At 61.9% G+C, this 22,211-nt stretch carries 19 protein-coding genes; 7 read left to right on the top strand and 12 right to left on the bottom strand.

The genetic code is table 11. The features are described from left to right. On the top strand, window positions 1–484 hold a 484-nt coding region (locus AC07T0_RS08685; RefSeq protein WP_495000765.1), incomplete at its 5' end, for a hypothetical protein. Here AC07T0_RS08685 and AC07T0_RS08680 read toward each other — a convergent pair. The 4 genes from AC07T0_RS08680 to AC07T0_RS08665 are packed head-to-tail and all read right to left on the bottom strand — an operon-like array spanning window position 471 to window position 4,789. Next, window positions 471–893, bottom strand: a complete 423-nt coding sequence (locus AC07T0_RS08680) for a group I truncated hemoglobin (protein ID WP_495000764.1) — start codon at window positions 891–893, stop codon at window positions 471–473. The genes AC07T0_RS08685 and AC07T0_RS08680 overlap by 14 nt on opposite strands. Next, window positions 893–1,753, bottom strand: coding sequence for a DUF3034 family protein (locus AC07T0_RS08675; protein WP_495000763.1), 861 nt, complete (start codon window positions 1,751–1,753; stop codon window positions 893–895). The genes AC07T0_RS08680 and AC07T0_RS08675 overlap by 1 nt, the downstream gene beginning before the upstream one ends. Window positions 1,754–1,758: 5 nt before the next feature. Next, on the bottom strand, window positions 1,759–4,116 hold the full coding sequence (locus AC07T0_RS08670) for a putative bifunctional diguanylate cyclase/phosphodiesterase (RefSeq protein WP_495000762.1): 2,358 nt from the start codon (window positions 4,114–4,116) through the stop codon (window positions 1,759–1,761). Beyond that, on the bottom strand, window positions 4,100–4,789 hold the full coding sequence (locus AC07T0_RS08665; protein ID WP_495000761.1) for a methylamine utilization protein: 690 nt from the start codon (window positions 4,787–4,789) through the stop codon (window positions 4,100–4,102). Before AC07T0_RS08665 ends, AC07T0_RS08670 begins: the two co-directional genes overlap by 17 nt. 297 nt (window positions 4,790–5,086) lie before the next feature. Between AC07T0_RS08665 and lon the strand changes: the two genes are divergently transcribed. The 5 genes from lon (at window position 5,087) to cmoB (ending at window position 10,879) form a co-directional block, all read left to right on the top strand. After that, window positions 5,087–7,519, top strand: a complete 2,433-nt coding sequence (gene lon, locus AC07T0_RS08660) for an endopeptidase La (protein ID WP_495000760.1) — start codon at window positions 5,087–5,089, stop codon at window positions 7,517–7,519. Window positions 7,520–7,889: 370 nt separating this feature from the next. After that, window positions 7,890–8,282, top strand: coding sequence for a protease inhibitor I42 family protein (locus AC07T0_RS08655; protein WP_495000759.1), 393 nt, complete (start codon window positions 7,890–7,892; stop codon window positions 8,280–8,282). A 1-nt stretch (window position 8,283) separates the two neighbouring features. Then, window positions 8,284–8,919 carry a lysoplasmalogenase gene (locus tag AC07T0_RS08650; RefSeq protein WP_495000758.1) on the top strand — a complete coding sequence of 212 codons (636 nt, stop codon included), beginning with the start codon at window positions 8,284–8,286 and terminating at the stop codon, window positions 8,917–8,919. Between the two features lie 230 nt (window positions 8,920–9,149). Next, window positions 9,150–9,926 (top strand): carboxy-S-adenosyl-L-methionine synthase CmoA, encoded by a 777-nt coding sequence (gene cmoA, locus AC07T0_RS08645; RefSeq protein ID WP_495000757.1) that lies wholly within the window; start codon window positions 9,150–9,152, stop codon window positions 9,924–9,926. Next, window positions 9,923–10,879 carry a tRNA 5-methoxyuridine(34)/uridine 5-oxyacetic acid(34) synthase CmoB gene (cmoB, locus tag AC07T0_RS08640; RefSeq protein ID WP_495000756.1) on the top strand — a complete coding sequence of 319 codons (957 nt, stop codon included), beginning with the start codon at window positions 9,923–9,925 and terminating at the stop codon, window positions 10,877–10,879. The genes cmoA and cmoB overlap by 4 nt, the downstream gene beginning before the upstream one ends. Before the next feature lie 164 nt (window positions 10,880–11,043). Here the strand turns inward: cmoB and tadA are convergent, their stop codons facing one another. From tadA to treP, 7 genes are all read right to left on the bottom strand, one after another. Then, on the bottom strand, window positions 11,044–11,535 hold the full coding sequence (gene tadA, locus AC07T0_RS08635) for a tRNA adenosine(34) deaminase TadA (protein WP_495000755.1): 492 nt from the start codon (window positions 11,533–11,535) through the stop codon (window positions 11,044–11,046). Then, window positions 11,535–12,911 (bottom strand): multicopper oxidase family protein, encoded by a 1,377-nt coding sequence (locus AC07T0_RS08630; protein WP_495000754.1) that lies wholly within the window; start codon window positions 12,909–12,911, stop codon window positions 11,535–11,537. The genes tadA and AC07T0_RS08630 overlap by 1 nt, the downstream gene beginning before the upstream one ends. An 88-nt stretch (window positions 12,912–12,999) precedes the next feature. Further along, window positions 13,000–13,290, bottom strand: coding sequence for a PTS sugar transporter subunit IIB (locus AC07T0_RS08625; RefSeq protein ID WP_495000753.1), 291 nt, complete (start codon window positions 13,288–13,290; stop codon window positions 13,000–13,002). A gap of 2 nt (window positions 13,291–13,292) precedes the next feature. Further along, window positions 13,293–15,830, bottom strand: a complete 2,538-nt coding sequence (ptsP, locus tag AC07T0_RS08620) for a phosphoenolpyruvate--protein phosphotransferase (RefSeq protein ID WP_495000752.1) — start codon at window positions 15,828–15,830, stop codon at window positions 13,293–13,295. 63 nt (window positions 15,831–15,893) lie between these two features. Next, window positions 15,894–17,117 carry a maltoporin gene (locus tag AC07T0_RS08615; protein ID WP_495000751.1) on the bottom strand — a complete coding sequence of 408 codons (1,224 nt, stop codon included), beginning with the start codon at window positions 17,115–17,117 and terminating at the stop codon, window positions 15,894–15,896. A gap of 100 nt (window positions 17,118–17,217) precedes the next feature. Then, window positions 17,218–18,867, bottom strand: coding sequence for an alpha,alpha-phosphotrehalase (gene treC, locus AC07T0_RS08610; RefSeq protein ID WP_495000750.1), 1,650 nt, complete (start codon window positions 18,865–18,867; stop codon window positions 17,218–17,220). Window positions 18,868–19,070: 203 nt separating this feature from the next. Beyond that, window positions 19,071–20,513 carry a PTS system trehalose-specific EIIBC component gene (gene treP / locus AC07T0_RS08605; RefSeq protein WP_495000749.1) on the bottom strand — a complete coding sequence of 481 codons (1,443 nt, stop codon included), beginning with the start codon at window positions 20,511–20,513 and terminating at the stop codon, window positions 19,071–19,073. A gap of 226 nt (window positions 20,514–20,739) precedes the next feature. On the opposite strand from treP, the gene treR reads away from it, so the two are divergent. After that, complete coding sequence (gene treR, locus AC07T0_RS08600; RefSeq protein ID WP_495000748.1) at window positions 20,740–21,444, top strand: trehalose operon repressor; 705 nt, start codon at window positions 20,740–20,742, stop codon at window positions 21,442–21,444. 19 nt (window positions 21,445–21,463) lie between these two features. Here the strand turns inward: treR and AC07T0_RS08595 are convergent, their stop codons facing one another. Further along, a complete protein-coding gene (locus AC07T0_RS08595) occupies window positions 21,464–21,982 on the bottom strand; it encodes a helix-turn-helix transcriptional regulator (RefSeq protein ID WP_495000747.1) in 519 nt (172 codons plus the stop codon). Window positions 21,983–22,211 lie beyond the last annotated feature (229 nt).

Raw genomic sequence — 22,211 nt, 5'->3', positions numbered from 1 at the left:
TTTTGAGTCGAGCCTAGATGTTGTGCACGACACAAAACCTAATTTTGAGTCGAGCCTAGATGTTGTGCACGACACAAAATCTAATTTTGAGTCGAGCCTAGATGTTGTGCATGACACAAAACCTAATTTTGAGTCGAGCCTAGATATTGTGCACAACACAAAACCTAATTTTGAGTCGAGCCTAGATGTTGTGCATGACACAAAATCTAATTTTGAGTCGAGCCTAGATGTTGTGCACGACACAAAACCTAATTTTGAGTCGAGCCTAGATGTTGTGCACAACACAAAACCTAATTTTGAGTCGAGCCTAGATATTGTGCACAACACAAAACCTAATTTTGAGTCGAGCCTAGATATTGTGCACAACACAAAACTTAATGTGGGAGCGGTGCTTGCCCGCGAAGAGGCCAGTAGCCGTTATGAAAATACTCAAGCGCCCCAGGGGCAACACCAAACCGCCGCGATTCAGCCTAATGCTGAATAACCTCACCCCGCAGCAGCGCCAACCGCGCAATCAGCCGATTCTGCACCGGCACCGGAATACCCTGGGCATCCATCGCCGCGATCAGGTCTTCCACCAGCGCATTGAAATCGCTGCGGCTGATGTTCTTGCCTTTGTGGCTCTCGGCCATGCTATCGCCGCTGTACACACAGGGCCCACCCGCCTGCACGCAGAACTGCTCGACCAACTTGTCCCGCAAGCGCTGGATATCGATCTTGCGAAAACGCTCGACGATCCGCGGATCCCGGGCAATGTTCAGCAGCATGCCTTCGACAATCCGGGTAATCCCCACCCGCTCGCCCAGGTCGCGATAAAGGCGGTCATCCTTGGGCGGCTGCTGGGCACAACCGACCAGCAGGAGGACGACCACCAGCAGTTTCAGAGCCCCCATCAGAAACTCCCCTGCACGGACAGATAGCTGCCGTTCTGGTTATCCAGGGTCGCGATTTCTCCAAGCCGAGCGTAAGCCAGTACAAAGGACACATGTTTGTTAGGAAAGTAGCCGACAAACAGGTCAACCCAATCGCTCTCAGCGGAAAACGACAGATTGTCCGGTTTCTGCCGATATTCCACGCCCAGGGCCCAACGCGGGTTGAACAACACCGCCACCGAGCCTTCCTTGAGCACGCTGCGAGTATCACGACGATCACCGCCGAAACCCATCAGCCCCAGTTCGTTGGCCCGGCTGTAGCGCACGCCGCCGTTGACCAGCAGGTTGTAGCCGAACGCCGCGCCCATGAACAGGCGGCTGGCGCTCAGGTAGCCCTCAACGTCCTGGTCGCGCTTGGCACCCACCCGTTGGGGAATATCGAAGTTGGTTTGATGCTTGTATTCCAGCCCCAGGGACACCTGGGGCAACGGGTCGTAAATCAGATCACCGAACAAGCGCACCTTCAAGCCGAGGATGTCCTGGCCCAGATGATCCTCCGGCAGGCTCAGCTTGCTGACCAGCGAACCCAGCTCGAGACGCTGGCGGGCAAAGGACACTTCCACGCGGTTGTCGTAGGACGCCGCAACCCCGGCCACATCAAGCCGATAATCCGGGACATTGACCGTGGTCGCGAACGCGGTGGCACTCCACTCGTTCTGTTCACCGTAGCCGGTCAACACCGCCCAGGGCGTGATACCGCCGCCCGCCGGGCCTTCGAGGCTGCTGGCCCCGCCCGTGGCGATCAAACGGCCGTTGTCGGCCAGGACCGGTTGCCCCCCCAGGCAGACCAAGCCACAGAGCAAAACAGGTAACCGCTTCATGGCAGTCAACGAACCATAACGGACGGGGAGCCCAAAGGTAAGGCAACCCAGGCCTCGAACGCCGCCGCGGTCAACGGACGGCTGATCAGGTAACCCTGGGCGGTGTCGCAGTGCCAGCGCTCCAGCAAACGCAGACTGTGTGCATATTCAACGCCCTCGGCGACCACCTTCAGCCCCAGGTTGTGGCTCATTTCGATGGTCGAGCGGACGATCACCGCGTCCTCACTGGTTTCATCCAGGTCGCGGACGAAAGATTGGTCGATCTTCAGCTCCTGCACCGGCAGACGCTTGAGGTGCGCCAGCGACGAGTAACCGGTACCGAAGTCATCCACCGACAGGCTGATGCCACACTCGCGCAGCCGGTGCAGAACCTTCAAGGCCTGCTCGGGCTCGCGCATCACCGCGCTTTCGGTGATCTCGAAAATCAATTGCTCGGCCGGCAGCCGGTACTGCTTGAGCAACGCCGAGACCCGGTCGGTCAGGTCGGGGCCGAGCAGGTCCTCTGCCGAAATATTCAACGACAGTTGCAGGTGCAGGCCACGCTGGTTCCACTCCGACAACTGCCGCACGCCCTCCTCGATCACCCAGTGGGTCAGGATCTGGATGCTGCCGGTACGTTCAGCCAGGACGATAAACTCTGCCGGTGAGACCATGCCGAATTGCGGATGCTGCCAGCGCAGCAGGGCTTCGGCCTGACGCACACGACCCTCGCGGATATCCAGCTTGGGCTGGTAATGCAGCAGCAACTCGCCGTTGGCCGCGGCATGGCGCAGGTCACGAATCAGCATGACTTGGCGACGGTGCGCCAGGTCGCGCCCCTGCTGGTAAATCTGGATGTGTCCCGGGATCTGTCCGGCGTCTTTCATGGCGATGGCGGCGCGACTGAGCAACTCCTCGGCCGCCAGGCCATCGCCCGGAAAGGCGGCAACCCCTATCCGGCAATCCAGGACCACGTCATGCCCGGCGATCCGCAGGGGCTTTAGCAACAGTTGCTGGAGATTATCCGCAGTGGCGACCGCACCGTCGCTGGCGGCATTCTGCAGCAACAGCAGGAACTCGCCGGCGATCAGGTGTGCCACGGTATCGCCGGCACGCAGGGCCCTCAGCAGCCGCTGGCCAACCTGCTGCAATACCAGGTCCACCGCGTCGGGCCCACCGGCTTCGTTGATCGCCCGCAGGTTGTCGATCTCCAGGTACACCAGGGCCACCGGACGCCCGGCGCTGATCGCACTGCCCAGGCGCTCCATGGCCAGCGCCCGGTTGGGCAGGCCGGTGAGCCCATCGTGCAAGGCATTGTGCGCCAGCTGCTGCTCGCGCTCGGCGATGCCGCTTTGCATGGAATTGAAGGCCGTGGCCAGCAGCCCCAGTTCGTCGCTACGCTTGAGCGGCACCGGTGTCTGGTAATCGCCCTGGCCGATACGCTCCGCCGCCTGGGCCAGCGCCCGCACCGGCTGCGACACACTGCGCGCCAGCAACAAGGCACCGGCCAGGGACGCCAACAGCGCGATCAGAGCGATAAACAGGATATTCTGGTCGAGCGGCGCGAACGCCTGCATCGCCGCATCCAGCGGGCTTTGCAACAACGCGATGACCTGGTTGTCATTTTCGTCGGCACCGCTGGCCAGCATCAGCGTCTTGCTGAGGAAGCTGTGCCGCTTGTATTCCGTCAGTTCCGGTAGGTGTTTGCTGGCGTTGGCGAGCATCAGTTGCTCAATGCTTTGCGCCATGGCCGGCGGCTGGGTGCTCACCAGTTGCCCGGGCTGCTGCCTGTCCACGGTCAGAAACGACACTTCCAGGTTGCTCAACGAACGCAGCTCGCGGGCAAACGCCGTGTCCATGGAAAAGCCCATCACCACCCGGGCAATCGGCAAGGGCGCCAGCACCGGCGCTTCCACCAGCAGGTGCGGCTTGCCCTGCAACGGCACGATCAGGTTCGACTGCTTGAGTCGCCGGGCCTCACGCAGGGCCTGGTCGTAGCGAAACTGCGAACCGTCGGGCACATCGGCCAAGGTGCTGGCCAGGACTTTGCCGTCCATGCTCAACAGGATCATGTCATTGGCGTTGATCCGCTTGCCGTGGTTGACCAGCACCGAACGGATGGTCGCCGAATCGCCGCTGGCCACCGCATCGCGAAAGCCGAAATCCGCCGCCAGCAGTTGCACGCCATCGCTCAGGCGCCGGCCCTGGACATCCAGCAAACGCTCGAAGACCCGGGTACCGAGCTGCAATTGCTCACTGGCCTGGCTGCGGATCGCGCTGTTGGTGGCCGCCTTGACGCTGAAATACAGCGCGCCGATCACCACCAGCAACAGCAGGATCAGGACGCAGGCGACCTGCGCCTGAAAGCTACTTCGCAGTTTCACTGACAGCTTTATTGAAGGCATCGCCGAAAGCACTCGCAGCGGGCGCCGTGGGTTCGTCCGGCGACAGGGGTTGAATCGACAGACTGAAACGTTGCTTCAGGCCCGTGGCGGACACATTAATTTCGCCCCCCGGCTGCGGCAGCCTATCGGCCACCTGGGGATGCCAGAGTGTCACGTGGTAGCGGCCGGCAGGCAGTTTGTCGAAGCGGATCAGGCCCTTTTCGTCACTGACCGCGAACCAGGGATCGTCGGTGACATAGACATAGCCAAGCATCCAGTCATGGATGTTGCAACCCAGCACCACGATACCCGGCTTGTCGAACAGCACCGGATCCGACGGTGTGCCTTCGTAAAGGCGCAGCTCAAAGCGCTTGGGCGCCGAGAAGGAATAGACCTGATGGCGAATATTGTCGCTGTTGGGGAACTTGATCCGGGTGCCGGTATGCACCGCCAGCACGTGGGGGTCGAACTCCTTGTTGCGCTGATCCATATCGGCCTTGAGGCTGTAGACCGGCGGCGCCGAGTCGCCTTGCAAGGTCACGACCGCGTTTGGCAAGGGCTTGCCGCCCTGGTCAAGCATCTCGACCTGGAAACCGGCGGCGGCGCTCAGGCTGCTCGACAACAGGCTCGTAACAAACAGAAATAATCCGATCAGCGAGGTTGGGCGAGCCATGCGGAAACTACTCATAGGTTCGTGAACGGGAGGGCCTAGCTTGGCATGAAAGCATTGCGCAAGTGCAGAGTAGCGGGCGTTGCACAGAAGATCACGTGGCAAATGGGCCATTAGCCACTATCCAGGTAAAACCGACGAATGGCCGCCAGGCCGGAAAAACCTCTACATAAAAGCTGTTTCGATACAACGCTCATCGATCAACTGTCGGCCGACTTTCGCAAAGCTATACCCCTCGACCATTGAAACCACCGGCGGCTCGCCCCATCTAACTGGCATATACCATTGTGCAGGTGCCCCATGAGCGAGCAGCAGGAATTCCCTGAACATCCGACCCTAGAGGCCGACACCGAACACACCCTTGACGACGCCCACGCCACGAGTGCCGCCGGCACCGGCCTGGCACTGCCCGGGCAGAACCTGCCGGACAAGGTCTATATCATCCCGATCCATAACCGCCCGTTTTTCCCGGCCCAGGTGCTGCCGGTGATCGTCAATGAAGAACCCTGGGCCGAGACTCTGGAACTGGTGAGCAAGTCCGATCACCACTCCCTGGCGCTGTTCTTCATGGACACACCCAGCGAAGACACCCGCCATTTCGACACCAAGGCCCTGCCCGAGTACGGCACCCTGGTGAAGGTCCACCATGCCAGTCGCGAAGGCGGCAAGTTGCAGTTTGTCGCCCAGGGCCTGACCCGGGTGCGCATCCGCACCTGGCTCAAGCACCACCGCCCGCCGTACCTGGTGGAAGTCGAGTACCCGCACCAGCCAAGCGAGCCGACCGACGAGGTCAAGGCCTACGGCATGGCGCTGATCAATGCGATCAAGGAGCTGTTGCCGCTCAATCCGCTGTACAGCGAAGAACTGAAGAATTATCTCAACCGCTTCAGCCCCAACGACCCGTCGCCGCTGACCGACTTCGCCGCCGCCCTCACTTCCGCCACCGGTAACGAGTTGCAGGAAGTGCTCGACTGCGTGCCGATGCTCAAGCGCATGGAAAAAGTCCTGCCGATGCTGCGCAAGGAGGTCGAAGTCGCGCGGCTGCAAAAAGAAATCTCCGCCGAGGTGAACCGCAAGATCGGCGAGCACCAGCGCGAGTTCTTCCTCAAGGAGCAGCTCAAGGTCATCCAGCAGGAGCTGGGGCTGACCAAGGATGACCGCAGCGCCGATATCGAACAGTTCGAACAGCGCTTGCAGGGCAAAGTCCTGCCGGCCCAGGCGCAAAAGCGCATGACCGAAGAAATGAGCAAGCTGTCGATCCTCGAGACCGGCTCGCCGGAATACGCCGTCACCCGCAATTACCTGGAATGGGCCACCGCCCTGCCCTGGGGCGTGTATGGCGAAGACAAGCTCGACCTCAAGCATGCGCGCAAGGTGCTCGACCAGCACCACGCCGGCCTGGATGACATCAAGGCGCGGATCCTCGAATTCCTCGCGGTCGGTGCCTATAAAGGCGAGATCAGCGGTTCCATCGTCCTGCTGGTGGGCCCGCCGGGGGTGGGCAAGACCAGCGTTGGCAAATCCATCGCTGAATCCCTCGGGCGGCCGTTCTATCGCTTCAGCGTCGGCGGTATGCGCGACGAAGCGGAGATCAAGGGTCATCGGCGCACCTATATCGGTGCCCAGCCGGGCAAGCTGGTGCAGGCCTTGAAAGAGGTCGAGGTGATGAACCCGGTGATCATGCTCGACGAAATCGACAAGATGGGCCAGAGCTTCCAGGGCGACCCGGCGTCGGCGCTGCTGGAAACCCTCGACCCGGAACAGAACGTGGATTTCCTCGACCACTACCTGGACCTGCGCCTGGACCTGTCGAAGGTGCTGTTCATCTGCACCGCCAACACCCTGGACTCGATCCCCGGTCCATTGCTGGACCGGATGGAAGTGATTCGCCTGTCGGGCTATATCACCGAGGAAAAAATCGCCATCGCCAAGCGCCACCTGTGGCCCAAGCAGTTGGAAAAGGCCGGCGTCAATAAAAACCGCCTGAGTATCAGCGACGGTGCCTTGCGCGCGGTAATCGACGGTTACGCCCGGGAAGCCGGGGTCCGTCAGTTGGAGAAGCAGTTGGGCAAACTGGTGCGCAAGGCCGTGGTCAAGTTGCTGGACGCGCCGGACACGGCGATCAAGATCGGCAACAAGGATCTCGAAGCCTCGCTGGGCATGCCGGTATTCCGTAATGAGCAGGTGCTCTCCGGAGTGGGGGTAATTACTGGCCTGGCCTGGACCAGCATGGGCGGCGCCACCTTGCCGATTGAGGCGACCCGCATCCATACGCTCAACCGTGGTTTCAAACTCACCGGGCAGTTGGGTGAAGTGATGAAGGAATCGGCCGAGATCGCTTATAGCTACGTCAGCTCGCACCTCAAGCAGTTCGGTGGCGATCCGGAGTTTTTCGACAAGGCCTTTGTGCATCTGCATGTGCCAGAAGGCGCGACGCCGAAAGACGGCCCCAGCGCCGGGGTGACCATGGCCAGCGCGCTGCTGTCCCTGGCGCGCAACCAGCCGCCGAAAAAGGGCGTGGCCATGACCGGCGAGCTGACCCTGACCGGGCATGTGCTGCCGATTGGCGGGGTGCGGGAAAAGGTGATTGCGGCGCGGCGGCAGAAACTGTTCGAGCTGATCCTGCCGGAAGCCAACCGTGGCCATTTCGAGGAGTTGCCGGATTACCTGAAGGACGGCATCACGGTGCACTTCGCCAAGCGTTTCTCGGATGCGGCGAAGATTTTGTTCTAAACAATCGGAGCGGGGATTTCCCGCGAAGCTTTTGGTGACCTGGAGATCCCCTTCGCGGGCAAGCTCCGCTCCCACGGGATCGCGTCATACGCAAGATTTGTGTTCGACGAAAGATTGTGGGAGCGGTGCTTGCCCGCGAAGCTTTTGGTGACCTGGAGATCCCCTTCGCGGGCAAGCTCCGCTCCCACAGGATCGCGTCATACGCAAGATTTGTGTTCGACGAAAGATTGTGGGAGCGGTGCTTGCCCGCGAAGCTTTTGGCGGCAAGCACCTCCCCAACAGGACAGTATTCAGTCTTGATTCACAGGCATTAGTGCAACGCCAGCGTCACAGGTTATGCTCGGTCATCGCTGTAATAACTGGAGACACTATGACCTCGACTCGCCTGCTGCTGCCGTTAAGCCTCGCCTTGCTCGCCGCCTGTGCCCAGCAACCGCGGCAGAACCTGACGCTGGAAAAACAAAGTGACTGCCCGATGCAACTCAAGACCGGGCAGAACATGATCCTCAGCCTGCCCAGCAACCCCACCACCGGCTATCGCTGGGCCATCCAGGATTCGGCCGGCGGCGTGCTGAAAAGCCTCGGCCCGGAGGTCTATCACAATCCGGATGACAACGGCCTGGTGGGCAGCGGCGGGCAATCGACCTGGCGCTTCCAGGCCTTCGCCGTCGGCACCGGGCGCTTGCGCCTGACCTACCAGCAACCCTGGGAACCGGAAGCCACGCCGGCACAAAGTTTCGACTGCCCGATCACGGTGAACTGACATGCCTTGGCTGATCCTCGCGCTGATGGGCGCTGCCGCGTTCCTCTACGGCGTGAGCATCGAGCTGCCGATGCTGTGCCTGCTGACCAAACCGGTGCCGGTGCTGGTCCTGCTCGGCTGGTTGCACGATGCCCCGGTGACCGAGTATCGCCGCTGGATCGGCCTGGGCCTGATCTTTTCCCTGCTCGGCGATGTGCTGCTGGCCTGGCCGGGCGACCTGTTCGTGTTCGGCCTGGGCGCGTTCCTCGTCGCGCACCTGGCTTACCTCAAGGCTTACCTGGGCGACTGCCGTCGGCTCGCGCCGCTGCCCTTGTTGCTGGCCCTGCTGATCGGCGCCGGGTTGCTCGGCATCCTGATGTCCAAGGGCCTGGGCGACCTGCTGATCCCGGTCACGGTTTACGCACTGGCCATCAGCGCCATGCTCTGGCGCGCCCTGGCTCGCCTGGGCACCAATGTGCCCAAGCGCTCCGCGTTGTTGGCGGCCGCTGGCGCGCTGACCTTCGCCTTCTCCGACAGCCTGATCGGCATTGATCGCTTCGTGGTCAAGTTCGCCGCCGCGCCCTACCTGATCATCATTGCCTACTGGCTGGGGCAATGGGGCATTGCGGCCTCGGCCTTCAGCCAGAAGCCGCGCTGAACGCCGCCTGCTCTTCCGCTCTTCCGCTCTTCCGCTCTTCCGCTCTTCCGCTCTTCTGTAGGAGCGAGCTTGCTCGCGATGAACGCAAGAGCACCACTGACTTCCAGATACCCCGCGTTATCGTTGACGTCCATCGCGAGCAAGCTCGCGCCTACAGTTTTAGTTTTCGGGGCGTGCAGGCTTGGCGTTTTATCCGACAAAGCGCGCATCGCAGCGCCAACTTGGCTAAAATGCCGGCCTTTTCAGCATCCGCCGGAACCGCCGTGAGCAAAGAACCCGATCGCCTTTTCGCCCAGCCCCTGGCCCAGGTGCCGGACTTCGCCTTCAACGAAGACGTGGTGCGGGTCTTCCCCGACATGATCAAGCGCTCGGTGCCCGGCTACCCGACCATCGTCGAGAACCTCGGCGTGCTGGCCGCGCAATTCGCCCAGCCGCACAGCGTGCTCTACGATCTGGGCAGTTCCCTCGGCGCGGTGACCCAGGCCCTGCGCCGCCATGTGCGCAGCGACGGTTGCAAGGTCATCGCGGTGGATAACTCCGCGGCCATGGTCGAGCGCTGCCGCCAGTACCTCAATGGCCAGGACTCGATGTTCCAGGAGCTGCTGCCGGTGGAAGTGATCGAGGGCGATATCCTCGCCCTGGAATTCCAGCCGGCCTCGGTGGTGGCGCTGAACTTCACCCTGCAATTCATCGCCCCCGAACAGCGCCAGGCCTTGCTCGGGCGTATCCGCCAGGCCTTGCTGCCCGGCGGCGCGCTGATCCTCTCGGAAAAACTGCGCTTCAATGACCTCGAGGAGCATGCGCTGCTTACCGACCTGCACGTCGCCTTCAAGCGCGCCAATGGCTACAGCGAACTGGAAATTGCCCAGAAACGTAGCGCCATCGAAAACGTCATGAAACCCGACAGCCTCGAAGAACACCGCGAACGCCTGCTGGCGGCGGGTTTCTCGAAAGTCGTGCCCTGGTTCCAATGCCTTAACTTTGCCTCGTTGATTGCCCTGCCATGATTGATCTCTCGCCCCTCGCCCGCCGCCTGGCGGGCACCCCGTTGGCCGAATGGGCCCAAGGCCTGCAAGCGCAACTCGATGCCCGCATGGAAAAAGGTCATGGCGACCTGGAACGCTGGCAGAGTGCGCTCGATGCGCTGCCGAAGATCCAGCCGACACAGGTCGACCTGCTGCATGGCCTGACCCTGGACACTGACTGCGACGCCGCCACCCGCGCGCAGATGCGCACGGCGCTGATGGGCTTGTGCCCGTGGCGCAAAGGCCCGTTCGATCTGTTCGGCGTGCATGTCGACACCGAATGGCGCTCGGACTGGAAATGGTCGCGGGTCGCCCCGCACCTGGACCTCAAGGGCAAGCGCATTCTCGATGTCGGTTGCGGCAACGGCTACTACATGTGGCGCATGCTCGGCGCCGGCGCGGACACGGTGATCGGCGTCGATCCGAACTGGCTGTTCTTCTGTCAGTTCCAGGCGGTACAGCGTTATTTGTCAGCGCCGTCGGCTTGGCATCTGCCGTTTCCTTTCGAAGACCTGCCGGCCGAGCTGGAAGGTTTCGACACGGTGTTTTCCATGGGCGTGTTCTACCATCGGCGCTCGCCCATCGAGCATTTGCTCGCGCTCAAGGACTGCCTGGTCAAGGGTGGCGAACTGGTGCTGGAGACCCTGGTGGTGGAAGGTGACGAGCATCAGGTGCTGATGCCCGAGGACCGTTATGCACAGATGCGCAATGTCTGGTTCCTGCCGTCGGTGCCGGCACTGGAGCGCTGGTTGCGGCGTGCCGGGTTCAGCGAGGTGCGCTGCGTCGATGTGAGCGTAACCACGGTGCAGGAGCAACGCGGGACCGAGTGGATGAAGTTTCAGTCGCTGAGCGATTTCCTCGATCCGGAGGATCACAGCAAGACTATTGAAGGGTTGCCGGCACCGATGCGGGCGGTGATTGTCGCTCGTAAGTAGGCGGTGTCAGGTCTGGCCTCTTCGCGGGCAAGCTCCGCTCCCACACTGAGTCTTGAGTCGTACACAAAGCTTGCGCACGGCCCTGACCTCGTGGGAGCAGAACTTGTCGGGACGCCTCACCGCCGCGAAGAGGCCCTCAAGACAGGCACACACAACAGCCTTACTCAGGATTTGCTTCTGCGGGCCTTGAAGAACTCGCTGAGGATGGCCCCGCACTCCTCGGCCAGCACGCCGCCTTCGAACAACACCCGGTGATTGAGAAAGTCCTGGGTAAAGAACTGCCCCTGGCTCTGCACGATTCCAGCCTTGGGTTCCAGCGCGCCATAGACCACCCGCGCAATCCGCGAATGCACGATCAACCCGGCGCACATGCTGCACGGCTCCAGGGTCACGTATAGCGTACTGCCCGGCAGCCGGTAGTTATCGAGCGCCTGGGCGGCGGCACGGATGGCGACCATCTCGGCATGGGCACTCGGATCGCTGCCGCTGATCGGGCAATTGAAGCCGCGCCCAATGATCTCGCCATCCTGCACCAGCACCGCACCCACTGGCACCTCGCCCAGCAGCGCGCCCTCGGCGGCCAGCGCCAGGGCTTCACGCATGAAGTCCTGGTCGCGACTGCGGTCGATGATCGGCGCCGGCCGTATCTGACGCATCAAGCCACCTCGATGGCGGCCATCAGGCCGGTTTCCATATGGTCGATCACATGGCAATGGAACATCCACACCCCCGGGTTATCGGCGACCAACGCCAGCCGCGCCCGCTCGTTCTTGCCCAGCAGGTAGGTGTCGGTGAAGTATGGCGTGATCGCCTTGCGGTTCGAGGCGATGACCTTGAAGCTCATGCCATGCAAGTGGATCGGGTGCTGATACTGGGTCATGTTCTTCAATTCGAAAATATAGCTCTTGCCCTTCACCAACTTGGCGATAGGCCGGTCGGCGCAGGTCTTGTCGGTGATGTCCCAGGCCTTGCCATTGATCTGCCAGAGACTCGGTGGCCGGCCATTATCGACGTTCACTGAAACCGAGCCAACCCATTCGAAATTGAAGTTGAGCTTTTGCGCATTCGCCAGGTCCGGCTCCGCCACCGGATTGGCCGGCAAGGCCTTCGGCCAGTCGCCCGGTGTGTCGCTGGCGGCTACTGAACGAAAGGTCGCCAGACGCACCGGGCCGTTGCGCAGAGACAGTTCTTCACCGGCCGGCGGCGCCTTGATCGCCAGGCAGATGCGCATGCCCGGCCCCAGCCAGTACTCCTTGCCCAACGGCCGCGGTTCGACCGGGTTGCCATCCAGCGCATAGATCCGCGCTTCGACACCGGGGATATTGAGGCGGTAGGTCAGGGTGTTGTCGAGGTTGAGCAGACGCACCCGGGTGATCTGCCCGGCCGGTAAGTCGACCACCGCTTGCGGCACGCCATTGACGGTCGACAGGCGCCCCGCCGTTCCGCCACGAGCGGCTTCACGGGGAATGCTGAAAGGCACGAAGGCCCCCGCTTCATCGACGCGCCAGCTTTTCAGGCTCAAGGTGCGTTCGTGCTGGAAACCGCTGGGCTCGCGTTCTTCGACGATCAGCGGACCGACCAGGCCGCGCCCCAGTTCTTCACTGCTGTTGACGTGGGGGTGATACCAGTAGCTGCCGGCGTCCGGGACGCGGAACTTGTAGTCGAAATACTCGCCAGGCAACACTGGCAGTTGCGACACGTAGGGCACGCCGTCCATTTCCAGCGGCAAGCGGATACCGTGCCAGTGAATGGTGGTGGCCACCGGCAGGTGGTTGATAAAACGCACCCGTAGCCACTCACCCTGGCGCACTCGCAATTCGGTGCCCGGCGCCGACGGGCCGAAGGCCCAGGCCGGGGTTTGATGCCCGGCCACCAGTTCGACATCCAGGGGCGCGGCGATCAGTTCATAGTCATGGCCGGCATCAGCGTCGGCCATTTTCCCCAACCAGTAACGCGATGCACCGCCGGCGCCAACGCCCACCACTGCAAGACCGGCCAGTCCACCGAGTATCTGTCGACGGGTAAAGGACATGAACGCAACCACCTCACCAATTCAGCCGCGCGCCAGGGCGCGCAAAAGGCGAATACGATACACCCGCAGTTGCGAAACCGTAAGAGAATCAGTCCAGGCCCAACAACAAATGGGTCACGCCACCGGCCAATATCATCACTCCGACGACACCCGCCGCCCGTAGCGCCGACTGATCGACCCGGGCACTGTCATTCAAGGCCACGCGCATACGTGTCAGTGCCACGCGCTGGTGGGACTTGAGATTGCCCTCGCCGCCCAGGGCCGCGACGATCTCCGGGCGCAACGCCTCTTCTCCCGTGGCAACCGGCGTACTTGGCTGATCCGCCACCAGGTCCGGTGTCAGGGCTTTCCAGAACGCCCGCTGAAATTTCTCGAACATGTTCAGTTCTCCAGGACCCGCGGCTGCAGCGCCGTGGTGTGTTGATGAGCGAGCAAGGCTTCACGCACCTGCCCGGCATTTTCCAGACCGAGAATCCGTTGCGCCAGGGCCTGGCACTCGAGCAACTCGACCTCGCGGACCGCCGCCTTGATCGCCGGAATCAGCGGCACGCTGACCGACAGTTCATCCACCCCCAGGCCCAGTAACACCGGCACCGCCAGCGCCTCGGAGGCCAGCGCGCCACACACGCTGACCGGCTTGCCATGGGCATGGGCGGCTTTCACGGTGGTGGCGATCAAACGCAATACCGCCGGGTGCAGGCTGTCGGCCTGACTCGCCAGTTGCGGGTGATCACGGTCCATGGCCAGGGTGTATTGGGTCAGGTCATTGGTGCCGATGGAAAAGAAATCCACCTCGGCAGCGAACAGGTCGGCCATCAAGGCCGCCGCCGGCACTTCGATCATGATCCCCAGTTTCGGCAACGCCTTGAGGCCCAAGGCCAGGGCCTCATCCTCGAGGAACTGGCGCGCCTGCCGCAGCTCGGACAACTGGGTGATCATCGGCAGCATGATGTGCAGTTGCGTCAGCCCGGCACAGGCGAGAATCCCCCGCAATTGCTGACGCAGCAGTTCCGGGCGTTGCAGGCACAGGCGAATCCCGCGCATGCCGAGAAAAGGGTTGGCTTCACTGTCCATCGGCACGTAGGCCAGAGGCTTATCGCCGCCGACGTCGAGGGTCCGTACCACCAGATTGCGCTGCGGTCCCAAGGCGCGGGCAATCGCCGAATACGTGGCAGCCTGCTCCTCGACACTCGGCGCGCTCTGGCGCTCCAGATAGAGAAACTCGGAACGCAGCAAACCGACCCCTTCTCCGCCCAGGGTCAACGACTGCTCCACCTCTTGCAACGAGGCGACGTTGGCGGTGACCTCGAAATGATGACCGTCACGGGTGCGCGCCGCCTCGGCCGCCTGTTCCGTCTCGCGCTGGTGACGCTGGCGTTGTTGCTGGCGCTTGACCAGCAGGCGCTGCACATCAGCCTCTTCCGGCATCAGGTGCAGGCGCCCGAGGTCGGCATCGAGCAGCACCTGGGTACCGGCGGGCACCTTCAGGACCTCGGCGGGCAAGCCGCAAAGGGCCGGCAAGCCGAACGCCCGGGCCAGGATCGCCACATGGCTGGTGGCGCCGCCACCGACGGTGACGAAGCCGAGGACCTTGCGCGTATCGAGTCCGGCCGTTTGCGACGGGGTCAGTTGCTCGGCAATCAGGATCGCGTCGTCCGGCAGTTCGCTGACCCGCTCCTGGACCCCGAGAATCAGCCGCAGGACCCGCTGGCCGACGTCCTTCAGATCCAGCGCGCGCTCGGCCAGCAAGCTGCTGCCCAGGCGTTCGAACAATGCGCAGGTATCCTCGGTGACCTGGCGCCAGGCGAACGCCGCGCTTTTACCCTGGCTGAGCAGTGCCTGGGCCTGCTCCAGCAGACTCGGGTCTTCCAGCAATTCCTGATGTGCGCGAAAAATCTGCGCCTGGGCACTGCCCTCGGCGTTGTCCCGCAACAGCTGCAAGGCCTCGGTCGCCTGCTCCAGAGCCCGTTCGAGCGATGCGCGCTCATGGGGCTCATCGGCACCGAACTCCGCCACTTCCAGCCGCTGTTCGGCCACCTGCACGACCCGACCGAACGCCGATCCCGGCGACGCACAGACGCCGCGCAGCAAAGTCGGTGAAGACGCTTCGACCACCGCAGGAATATCGATCCTGGCCACCGGCTCGACCACTTCGCCGCAGCCGCCGGCCAACAGTGCCGCCAGCGCCTCGATGGCGGCCTGGGCATCGGCGCCCACCGCACTGACCTGCAACACGTCACCACGCACCGTCTGCAAGGCCATGATCGCCACCAGGGACTTGGCGTTCGCGCTGTCCTGGCGGCGATGCACGACGATGCTCGCGGCAAAGCCCTTGGCCGCCTGCGCCAGCACCGCCGCCGGGCGGGCATGCAGGCCATTGGCATTGGGCAAGGTCACCGGACTTGAGAACAACGCCTCGCCTTCCTCTTCCAGCGCCGGGCTCGCCGCTGCGGCGTTGTGCTCGATACGCAGCAGCGGCGCGCCGCTTTCAATCAAGCCACTGGCCGGTGCCAGCCGGGTGAATGTCTCGCCACTGACGACCAGCACCAGGGTCAGCAGGCTACGGGCGTGCAAGGCGATGTAGTCGACATCGAACTCGATCAGTGTCTGCCCGGCCGTCACCCGCTCGCCCTCGCGGACCCGGGCCGTGAAACCCTGGCCCTGCAGTTGCACGGTATCCAGGCCGATATGCATCAGCACCTGCACACCCTGGTCGTCGGTAATGCTGATGGCATGGCCGCTGGCCTGGAGATTGCTCACCACCCCGGCCAAGGGTGCACAGAGCACCCCGGACGTCGGGTCGATGCACAGGCCGTCGCCGATCATGCGACTGGAGAACACCGGATCAGGCACCTGATCCAGCTCGATCAGCACCCCGGACAGGGGCGCGAGCAGTTCCAGGGAAGGGGTTGCGGTCATGACATCACCTTTATCATTGTTCTTTGAAGCGCTGGCGCGGCGAAGGCCACGCCAGCATAGGGCTTATTTCCACCAATACTCGACCTGCACACCGAAATTGGAGCCATGCAGGGCACTGCCAAACGCACCGCTATCGGACAATGCCGAACCGGCGTCCAACTCATTGGCCGCGCGCTGGGCCGCCGCGTTCCAACTGGCATAGGTGTAGTAGACGCGCACTTCGGGGCGTGCCCAGAAGTCCGGGCCCTTGGGCGACCAGGTCGGGGCGAAGGTAAATTTGCTGAGCTTGCGGGTGCCGCCCGGGGCTTCGATCTGGTCGTGGCCCAGTTCGGTCACCAGCTTGAATTGCTCGGTAATCGCATAGGACGGGCGGACCCCGAGGGACATCCAGGTCTGGCCCTGACCGTCGGGACGAATGTCCTTCTGGTACACGGCCTCGATCTGCCCGCCGAAGCGCGGTGTCACCTGCCAGTCGAAAAACTCGACCGCGCGGTAGCTCTTGTTGCTGGTGTCCAGGCTGGTGTCGCCGGTGTAGCCCAATCCGGTACCCGGCCCTTCGCCGTATTGCAGGGCGAACTTGTTCTTGCCGCCGAGGAAACTCTTCTGCACATGCTGCGCGGTGACGGCCCAACCCTGGTGGGTATCACGGCGATTCGGGGCATCGAGGTAACTGACACCGAACTCCAGCTCGCCATCGGGATTGACCTTGAAGCCGGAGACGTTGACGTCGTGACGGTTGATATAGTCCTTCTGGTACAGGTTGTCCTTGCGCGAGAAGGCGTAGCTGTATTTCAAGTCGCCGATCTTCACGTCCTCGATACCGCCACCGGTGCCGCTCTGGTTCCAGTAGTAGAAGTCGGAGATATGGATGTCGTTACGCTTGTAGTAGCGGCGCCCGGCCCACAGCGAACCGCCATTGAGCGAAGGCAGGTTCGACCACTGGGCATACATCTGCGGCATGCGCACCGTGCCGTTGTCGCCGTCGAAACTGGGATTGTGATCGTACTTGTTGTAGAGCGAGGCCATCCCGTCGACGCTGAACACCGAGCCGTCATCAAGGGTCAGCAAGTCCTGGCGCAACTCCAGCTCCGCGTACTGTTCGCACTCGTTGCCCAGGCGATATTTGGACTCGGCGCCAGGCAAATGGAAACAGCTTTGCGTACCGCTGTTGGCCGAACTGCCCATGCCGCTGCGCAAATAGCCGGCGAACTCCAGGGCCTGGGCCGAGAACGGCAATCCCAGGCACAAACAAGACACCGCAAGACGACGATTTATTGTTGTTTTCATTGGCTCCCCCATTATTTTTATTGTGTAGTGCTTCTTGATTATCGGGCGCGGCTCCCCCGCGCACGATCTGATGCGAACTGCATTGAGCGAACGAAACGTCTTACTTTTCTGACAGGTGCAACACAAAGGACTCGTAAGGTTTCAGTGACAGATGTCGGCTACGCGGCAAGCCGTCGTCGTAGTTGCCGATCACCAGGCGCTGGCTCTGGCCGTCGATGAAAACGCCTTCGGGCAATTCGACTGCGCAAGGCTCGGCATAGAAGTTGTTCACCACCAGCAGTCGTTCACCCTGGCCTTCCCGCACGTAGGCCCAGACCCGTGGATGTTCGGGCAGCAACTGGCGGTAGACGCCGTCCACCATCAGCGCTTCGTTGCGCCGCAAGCTGACCAGGGCCCGGTAGTGATGCAGCACCGAGCTGGCATCGTCGAACTGCTTGTCGACGTTGATCAGCGCGGCGTTCGCCGGCACCTCGATCCAGGGCTGCGCGCTGCTGAAACCGGCATTCGGCCCGGCGCTCCATTGCATCGGCGTGCGCCCGTTGTCCCGGGACTTTTGCATGATCGCCGCCATGCCCAGGGCTTCGGACTCGCCGGCTTCGCGCTTGAGCCGATAGATGTTCAGGGTTTCGACATCGCGGTACTGCCCGATGGACTCGAAGCCCGGATTGGTCATCCCCAGTTCTTCACCTTGATAGATGTACGGGGTGCCCTGGAGGAAATGCAACGCGGTGGCGAGCATCTTCGCCGAGACGTCCCGGTATTCACCCTCATGACCGAAGCGCGAGACCACCCGCGGCTGGTCGTGGTTACACCAGAACAGTGCATTCCAGCCGCCACCGGCCTGCATGCCGGTCTGCCAGTCGGAGAGGATGCGCTTGAGTTCGAGGAAATCGAAATCGGCGCGGACCCATTTCTCCATGTTCGGGTAATCGACCTTCAGGTGGTGAAAGTTGAAGGTCATCGACAGTTCGCGGGACTCCGGATTCGAATAACGAATGCAATGCGCAAGACTGGTGGAGGACATTTCGCCGACGTTGATCAGGTCATGGCCCTCGAAGACTTCGCGGTGCATTTCCTGCAGGTAGTCGTGCACGTTCGGACCGTCGGTGTAGAAACGACGACCGTCGCTGGCGTCCTCGGGGAAGTCGGCGGGCTTGGAGATCAGGTTGATCACGTCCAGGCGGAAACCGCCGACGCCCTTGTCACGCCAGAAACGCATCATCTTGAACACTTCCTGGCGCACCTTGGGATTGTCCCAATTCAGGTCGGCCTGGGTGTGGTCGAACAGGTGCAGGTAGTACTGGCCGGTCTGGGCCTCGTACTCCCAGGCATTGCCGCCGAACTTCGACTGCCAGTTGTTCGGCTGGTCGCGCCAGATGTAGAAGTCGCGGTATGGGTTGTCGAGGCTGCTGCGGGCCTGGCGAAACCATTCGTGCTCGATCGAGGTGTGGTTGACCACGATATCGAGCATCAACTTGATGCCACGCTTGCCGGCTTCGGCGAGCAGCAGGTCGCAGTCGGCCATGCTCCCGTAGCTCGGATCGATGGCGTAGTAGTCGCTGATGTCGTAGCCATTGTCGCGCTGCGGCGAGCGCAGGAACGGCGTGATCCACAGGCAATCGACGCCCAACCACTTGAGGTAGTCGAGCTTGTCGACCACCCCTAGCAGATCGCCGGTGGCCTGGCCTGAGTGGCTGTAGAAACTTTTCGGGTAGATCTGGTAGATCACCGAACGCTGCCAGTCTTGCATGGGTACTCCTGATACTTTCAGTAAACTTGAGCCTGCGGCCTCATGAACACCGCGAACCTGTAGGAGCAGAGCTTGTGTGGGAGCGGAGCTTGCCCGCGAAGCTTTTAGCGTCCTCACAGCCGCCTTCGTCGGAACGCCGTCGAACCAAGCTCAGTTCCTACAGATACCGCGTTCGCAAGCCCTGCTTCCTATACAGTTCCGGCTCAGGCGACGCGGTAGCCGGGCCGGATGATCTTCATGCTCAACCCGCAAGTCAGCACGAACGGCACGACCATCGCGATGCCCATGCCGACGATGAACATCGGGATGTACTGCGGAATGATCGAGATGAAGCCCGGCAAGCCGCCGACGCCGATGGCCGAGGCCTGGATCTTGTTCAGCGAGAGGAAAATGCTGCCCAGTGCCGAACCGATCAGCGCGGCATAGAACGGAAACTTGTAGCGCAGGTTGACGCCGAACATCGCCGGCTCGGTGATGCCGAAGTAGGCGGAGATCGCCGAGGTCGACGCCATGCTGCGGTCCCGTGCATTGCGGCTCATGTAGAACACCGCCAGTGCCGCGCTGCCCTGGGCCAGGTTGGACATGACGATCATCGGCCAGATGAAGGTGCCGCCCTGGGTAGCGATCAGTTGCAAGTCCACCGCGAGGAACATGTGGTGCATGCCGGTGATCACCAGTGGCGCGTAGAGCAGGCCGAAGATCGCGCCGCCGAGCACCGGCGCCACATCGAACAGCATGACCACACCCTGGGTGATCAGGATGCCCAGGTGACGGGTCACCGGACCGATGACCGCCAGGGCCAGCACGCCGGTGACGACGATGGTGGTGATGGGCACCACCAGCAATTGAATGGCATTCGGCACCCGCGCCCGCAGCCATTTCTCGATCACGCTCATGACATAGGCGGCCATCAGGATCGGCAGGATCTGGCCCTGGTAGCCGACCTTCTCGATCCGGAACCAGCCGAAGATGTTGAAGTACGGCAGGCTCTGGCCGTCCAGGCCGGCGACCGCCTTGCCGTAGTTCCAGGCGTTGAGCAGGTCGGGGTGCACCAGCATCAGGCCGAGCACGATGCCGAGGATTTCGCTGCCGCCAAAGCGCTTGGCCGCCGACCAGCCGACCAGGGCCGGAAGGAACACGAAGGAGGTGTTGGCCATCAGGTTGATCAAGCTCCACACGCCGTCCAGCGACGGGTAGGCCTCGAGCAAGGTCTTGCCCTCGATAAACATGCCCTTGGCGCCCATGAGGTTGTTCACCCCCATCAGCAGGCCGGCAATGATCAGCGCCGGCAGGATCGGCATGAACACATCGGAGAACACCCGCACCAGACGCTGCATGGCGTTGGTTTTGTCAGCGCCCTTCTGCTTGACGTCGGCGATGGTCGAGGCGGCCAGCCCGGTGATTTCGCGCAAGGCGGCGTAGACACGCTCAACCTCCCCCGGGCCGATAACGATCTGGAACAAGCCGCCGGTGAAGAAAGTGCCTTTCACCAGGTCGATATTGGCCAGCGCGGCCTTGTCGACCAGGCTCGGGTCCTTGAGGGCCAGGCGCAGACGGGTGACACAGTGAGCGGCCTGCTCGAGGTTTTCAGCGCCACCGAGGCCTTGCAGCAGCTCGCGGGCGATATTCGGATAGTCGTGGCTCATGCTTTTCTTCCACTGGTTCTTGTTATTGGAGGGTGTTGCCAGCACACAGGAATGAAAAATACTCGTCTGTACGAGTTAAAGCAATAACTCGTACAGACGAGTTTGGGGTTTATCGGTAAAAGATCCGACAAATGGACAAAGTTTCGACCTGCCCTTAAGGTTCAAGGTCCCAGGACATCGCGTCGGCTACCCTGTTGGCGAGTACTTTCGATCCAGAGCGACCAGCATGAGCAAATACAACCAGATCTACAGTGATCTGCTTGCCAGCATTACCACAGAGCAATTGGAAAAAGGCGCCCGGCTGCCGTCGGAAACCGAACTGATGGAAAGCTACCAGGCCAGCCGGGGCACCGTGCGCAAGGCCATCGAGCAATTGCAGGAGCGCGGTTTCGCGCAGAAGATCCATGGCAAGGGCACCTTCGTGCTGTCCCGCAGCCCGATCGAGTTTCAATTGGGCGGCATCGTCAGCTTCCAGGAGGCCCATTCCAGCCTTGGCAGCAATATCAGCACCGAAGTGGTGGAGTTCAGCGAGATCGCCCTTGAGGGTTCGCTTCAGGAGCGCCTGGACGCCGAGCCGGGCAGCCCGGTGATTCGCATCAAGCGGGTGCGGCGCATCGACGGCAAGCGGATCATTCTCGACATCAACTATTTCGTCGCCGACCGGATCCCAGGCCTGACCCGGGAAATCGCCGAACAGTCGATCTATGCCTACATCGAAAAAACCCTGCAACTGAGCATCAGCTTCGCCCAGCGCACCATCGAGGCGGCCCGCTGCAGCCGGGACGACCTGCTGCACCTGGACCTGGATGGGGCCAGTCATGTAATCGTGGTGAAGAACCAGACGTTCCTGCAGGATGGCCGGCAGTTTGAATACACCGAATCGCGGCACACCCTGGACAAGTTCTACTTTTCCGACGTGGCAAGACGCTGAGTCGGCGCCCTGCCATGGCTCACAGCACCAGCGCCAGCCACTCGGGGTTGACCGCCCCAAGCTTGCTGGAGGCTTTCGTGAGATTGATATCCTGGGCCACCTGCGCGGTTTCAATCATTCGGGGCTCAAGGTCATAGCCCCGACCTTCGAGCCAGCCCAGGACTTCCGCCAGGTGCCAGACCGAAGCGCTGCCTTCGTGGACCGCCAACGGAAATGAAGCCCCATGACTGAGCATGAGTTTGCGCATGTTCTGCCGCGAAACGCCGACGATATCGGCTATATCCGAAAGGCCGACCAGGTCGGGCACAACCTCTATGAGACGCGCATCGGGGATAGCGCGCTTGACGTCCTGCAAAGCGCTAAGCAATGCCTGAGCGGCGCTGTCGGCGTCTCGGGAGAACTTCAGCGCCAGCCTTCCAGGGATTCCGCAGCCGATCAGCGAGTCATCGCAACCGCACTCATACAAGAGCTCGATCAATACATCCGGATCGTTGTTCTGTTCCGAGAGCTGGTACCTCAGGGTGAATTCATACTCCATGGTTCTACTCCTTGGGTGACGCGATTCGGGGATCGCCATTGGCGTGATTGATGACACAGCCATCAACCACCCGCTGCAAGTTGCAGGCATGGCTGACCAGATTACGCGGCGTACTCCAAATGCTGGTAATACAGTGATCCTGGCAACGACACAGCCCACTGTTAAGCGGGCAGTACATCCTGCCCCAGGCATGCGAACCGCCCACCTTGATTCGCCAGCCAAGTTCCTC

The sequence above is a fragment of the Pseudomonas sp. GW821-FHT04D07 genome (genome assembly GCF_059420225.1).
Note: the sequence above shows the minus strand (reverse complement) of the source record. Positions and strands in the feature narration are given on the sequence as shown.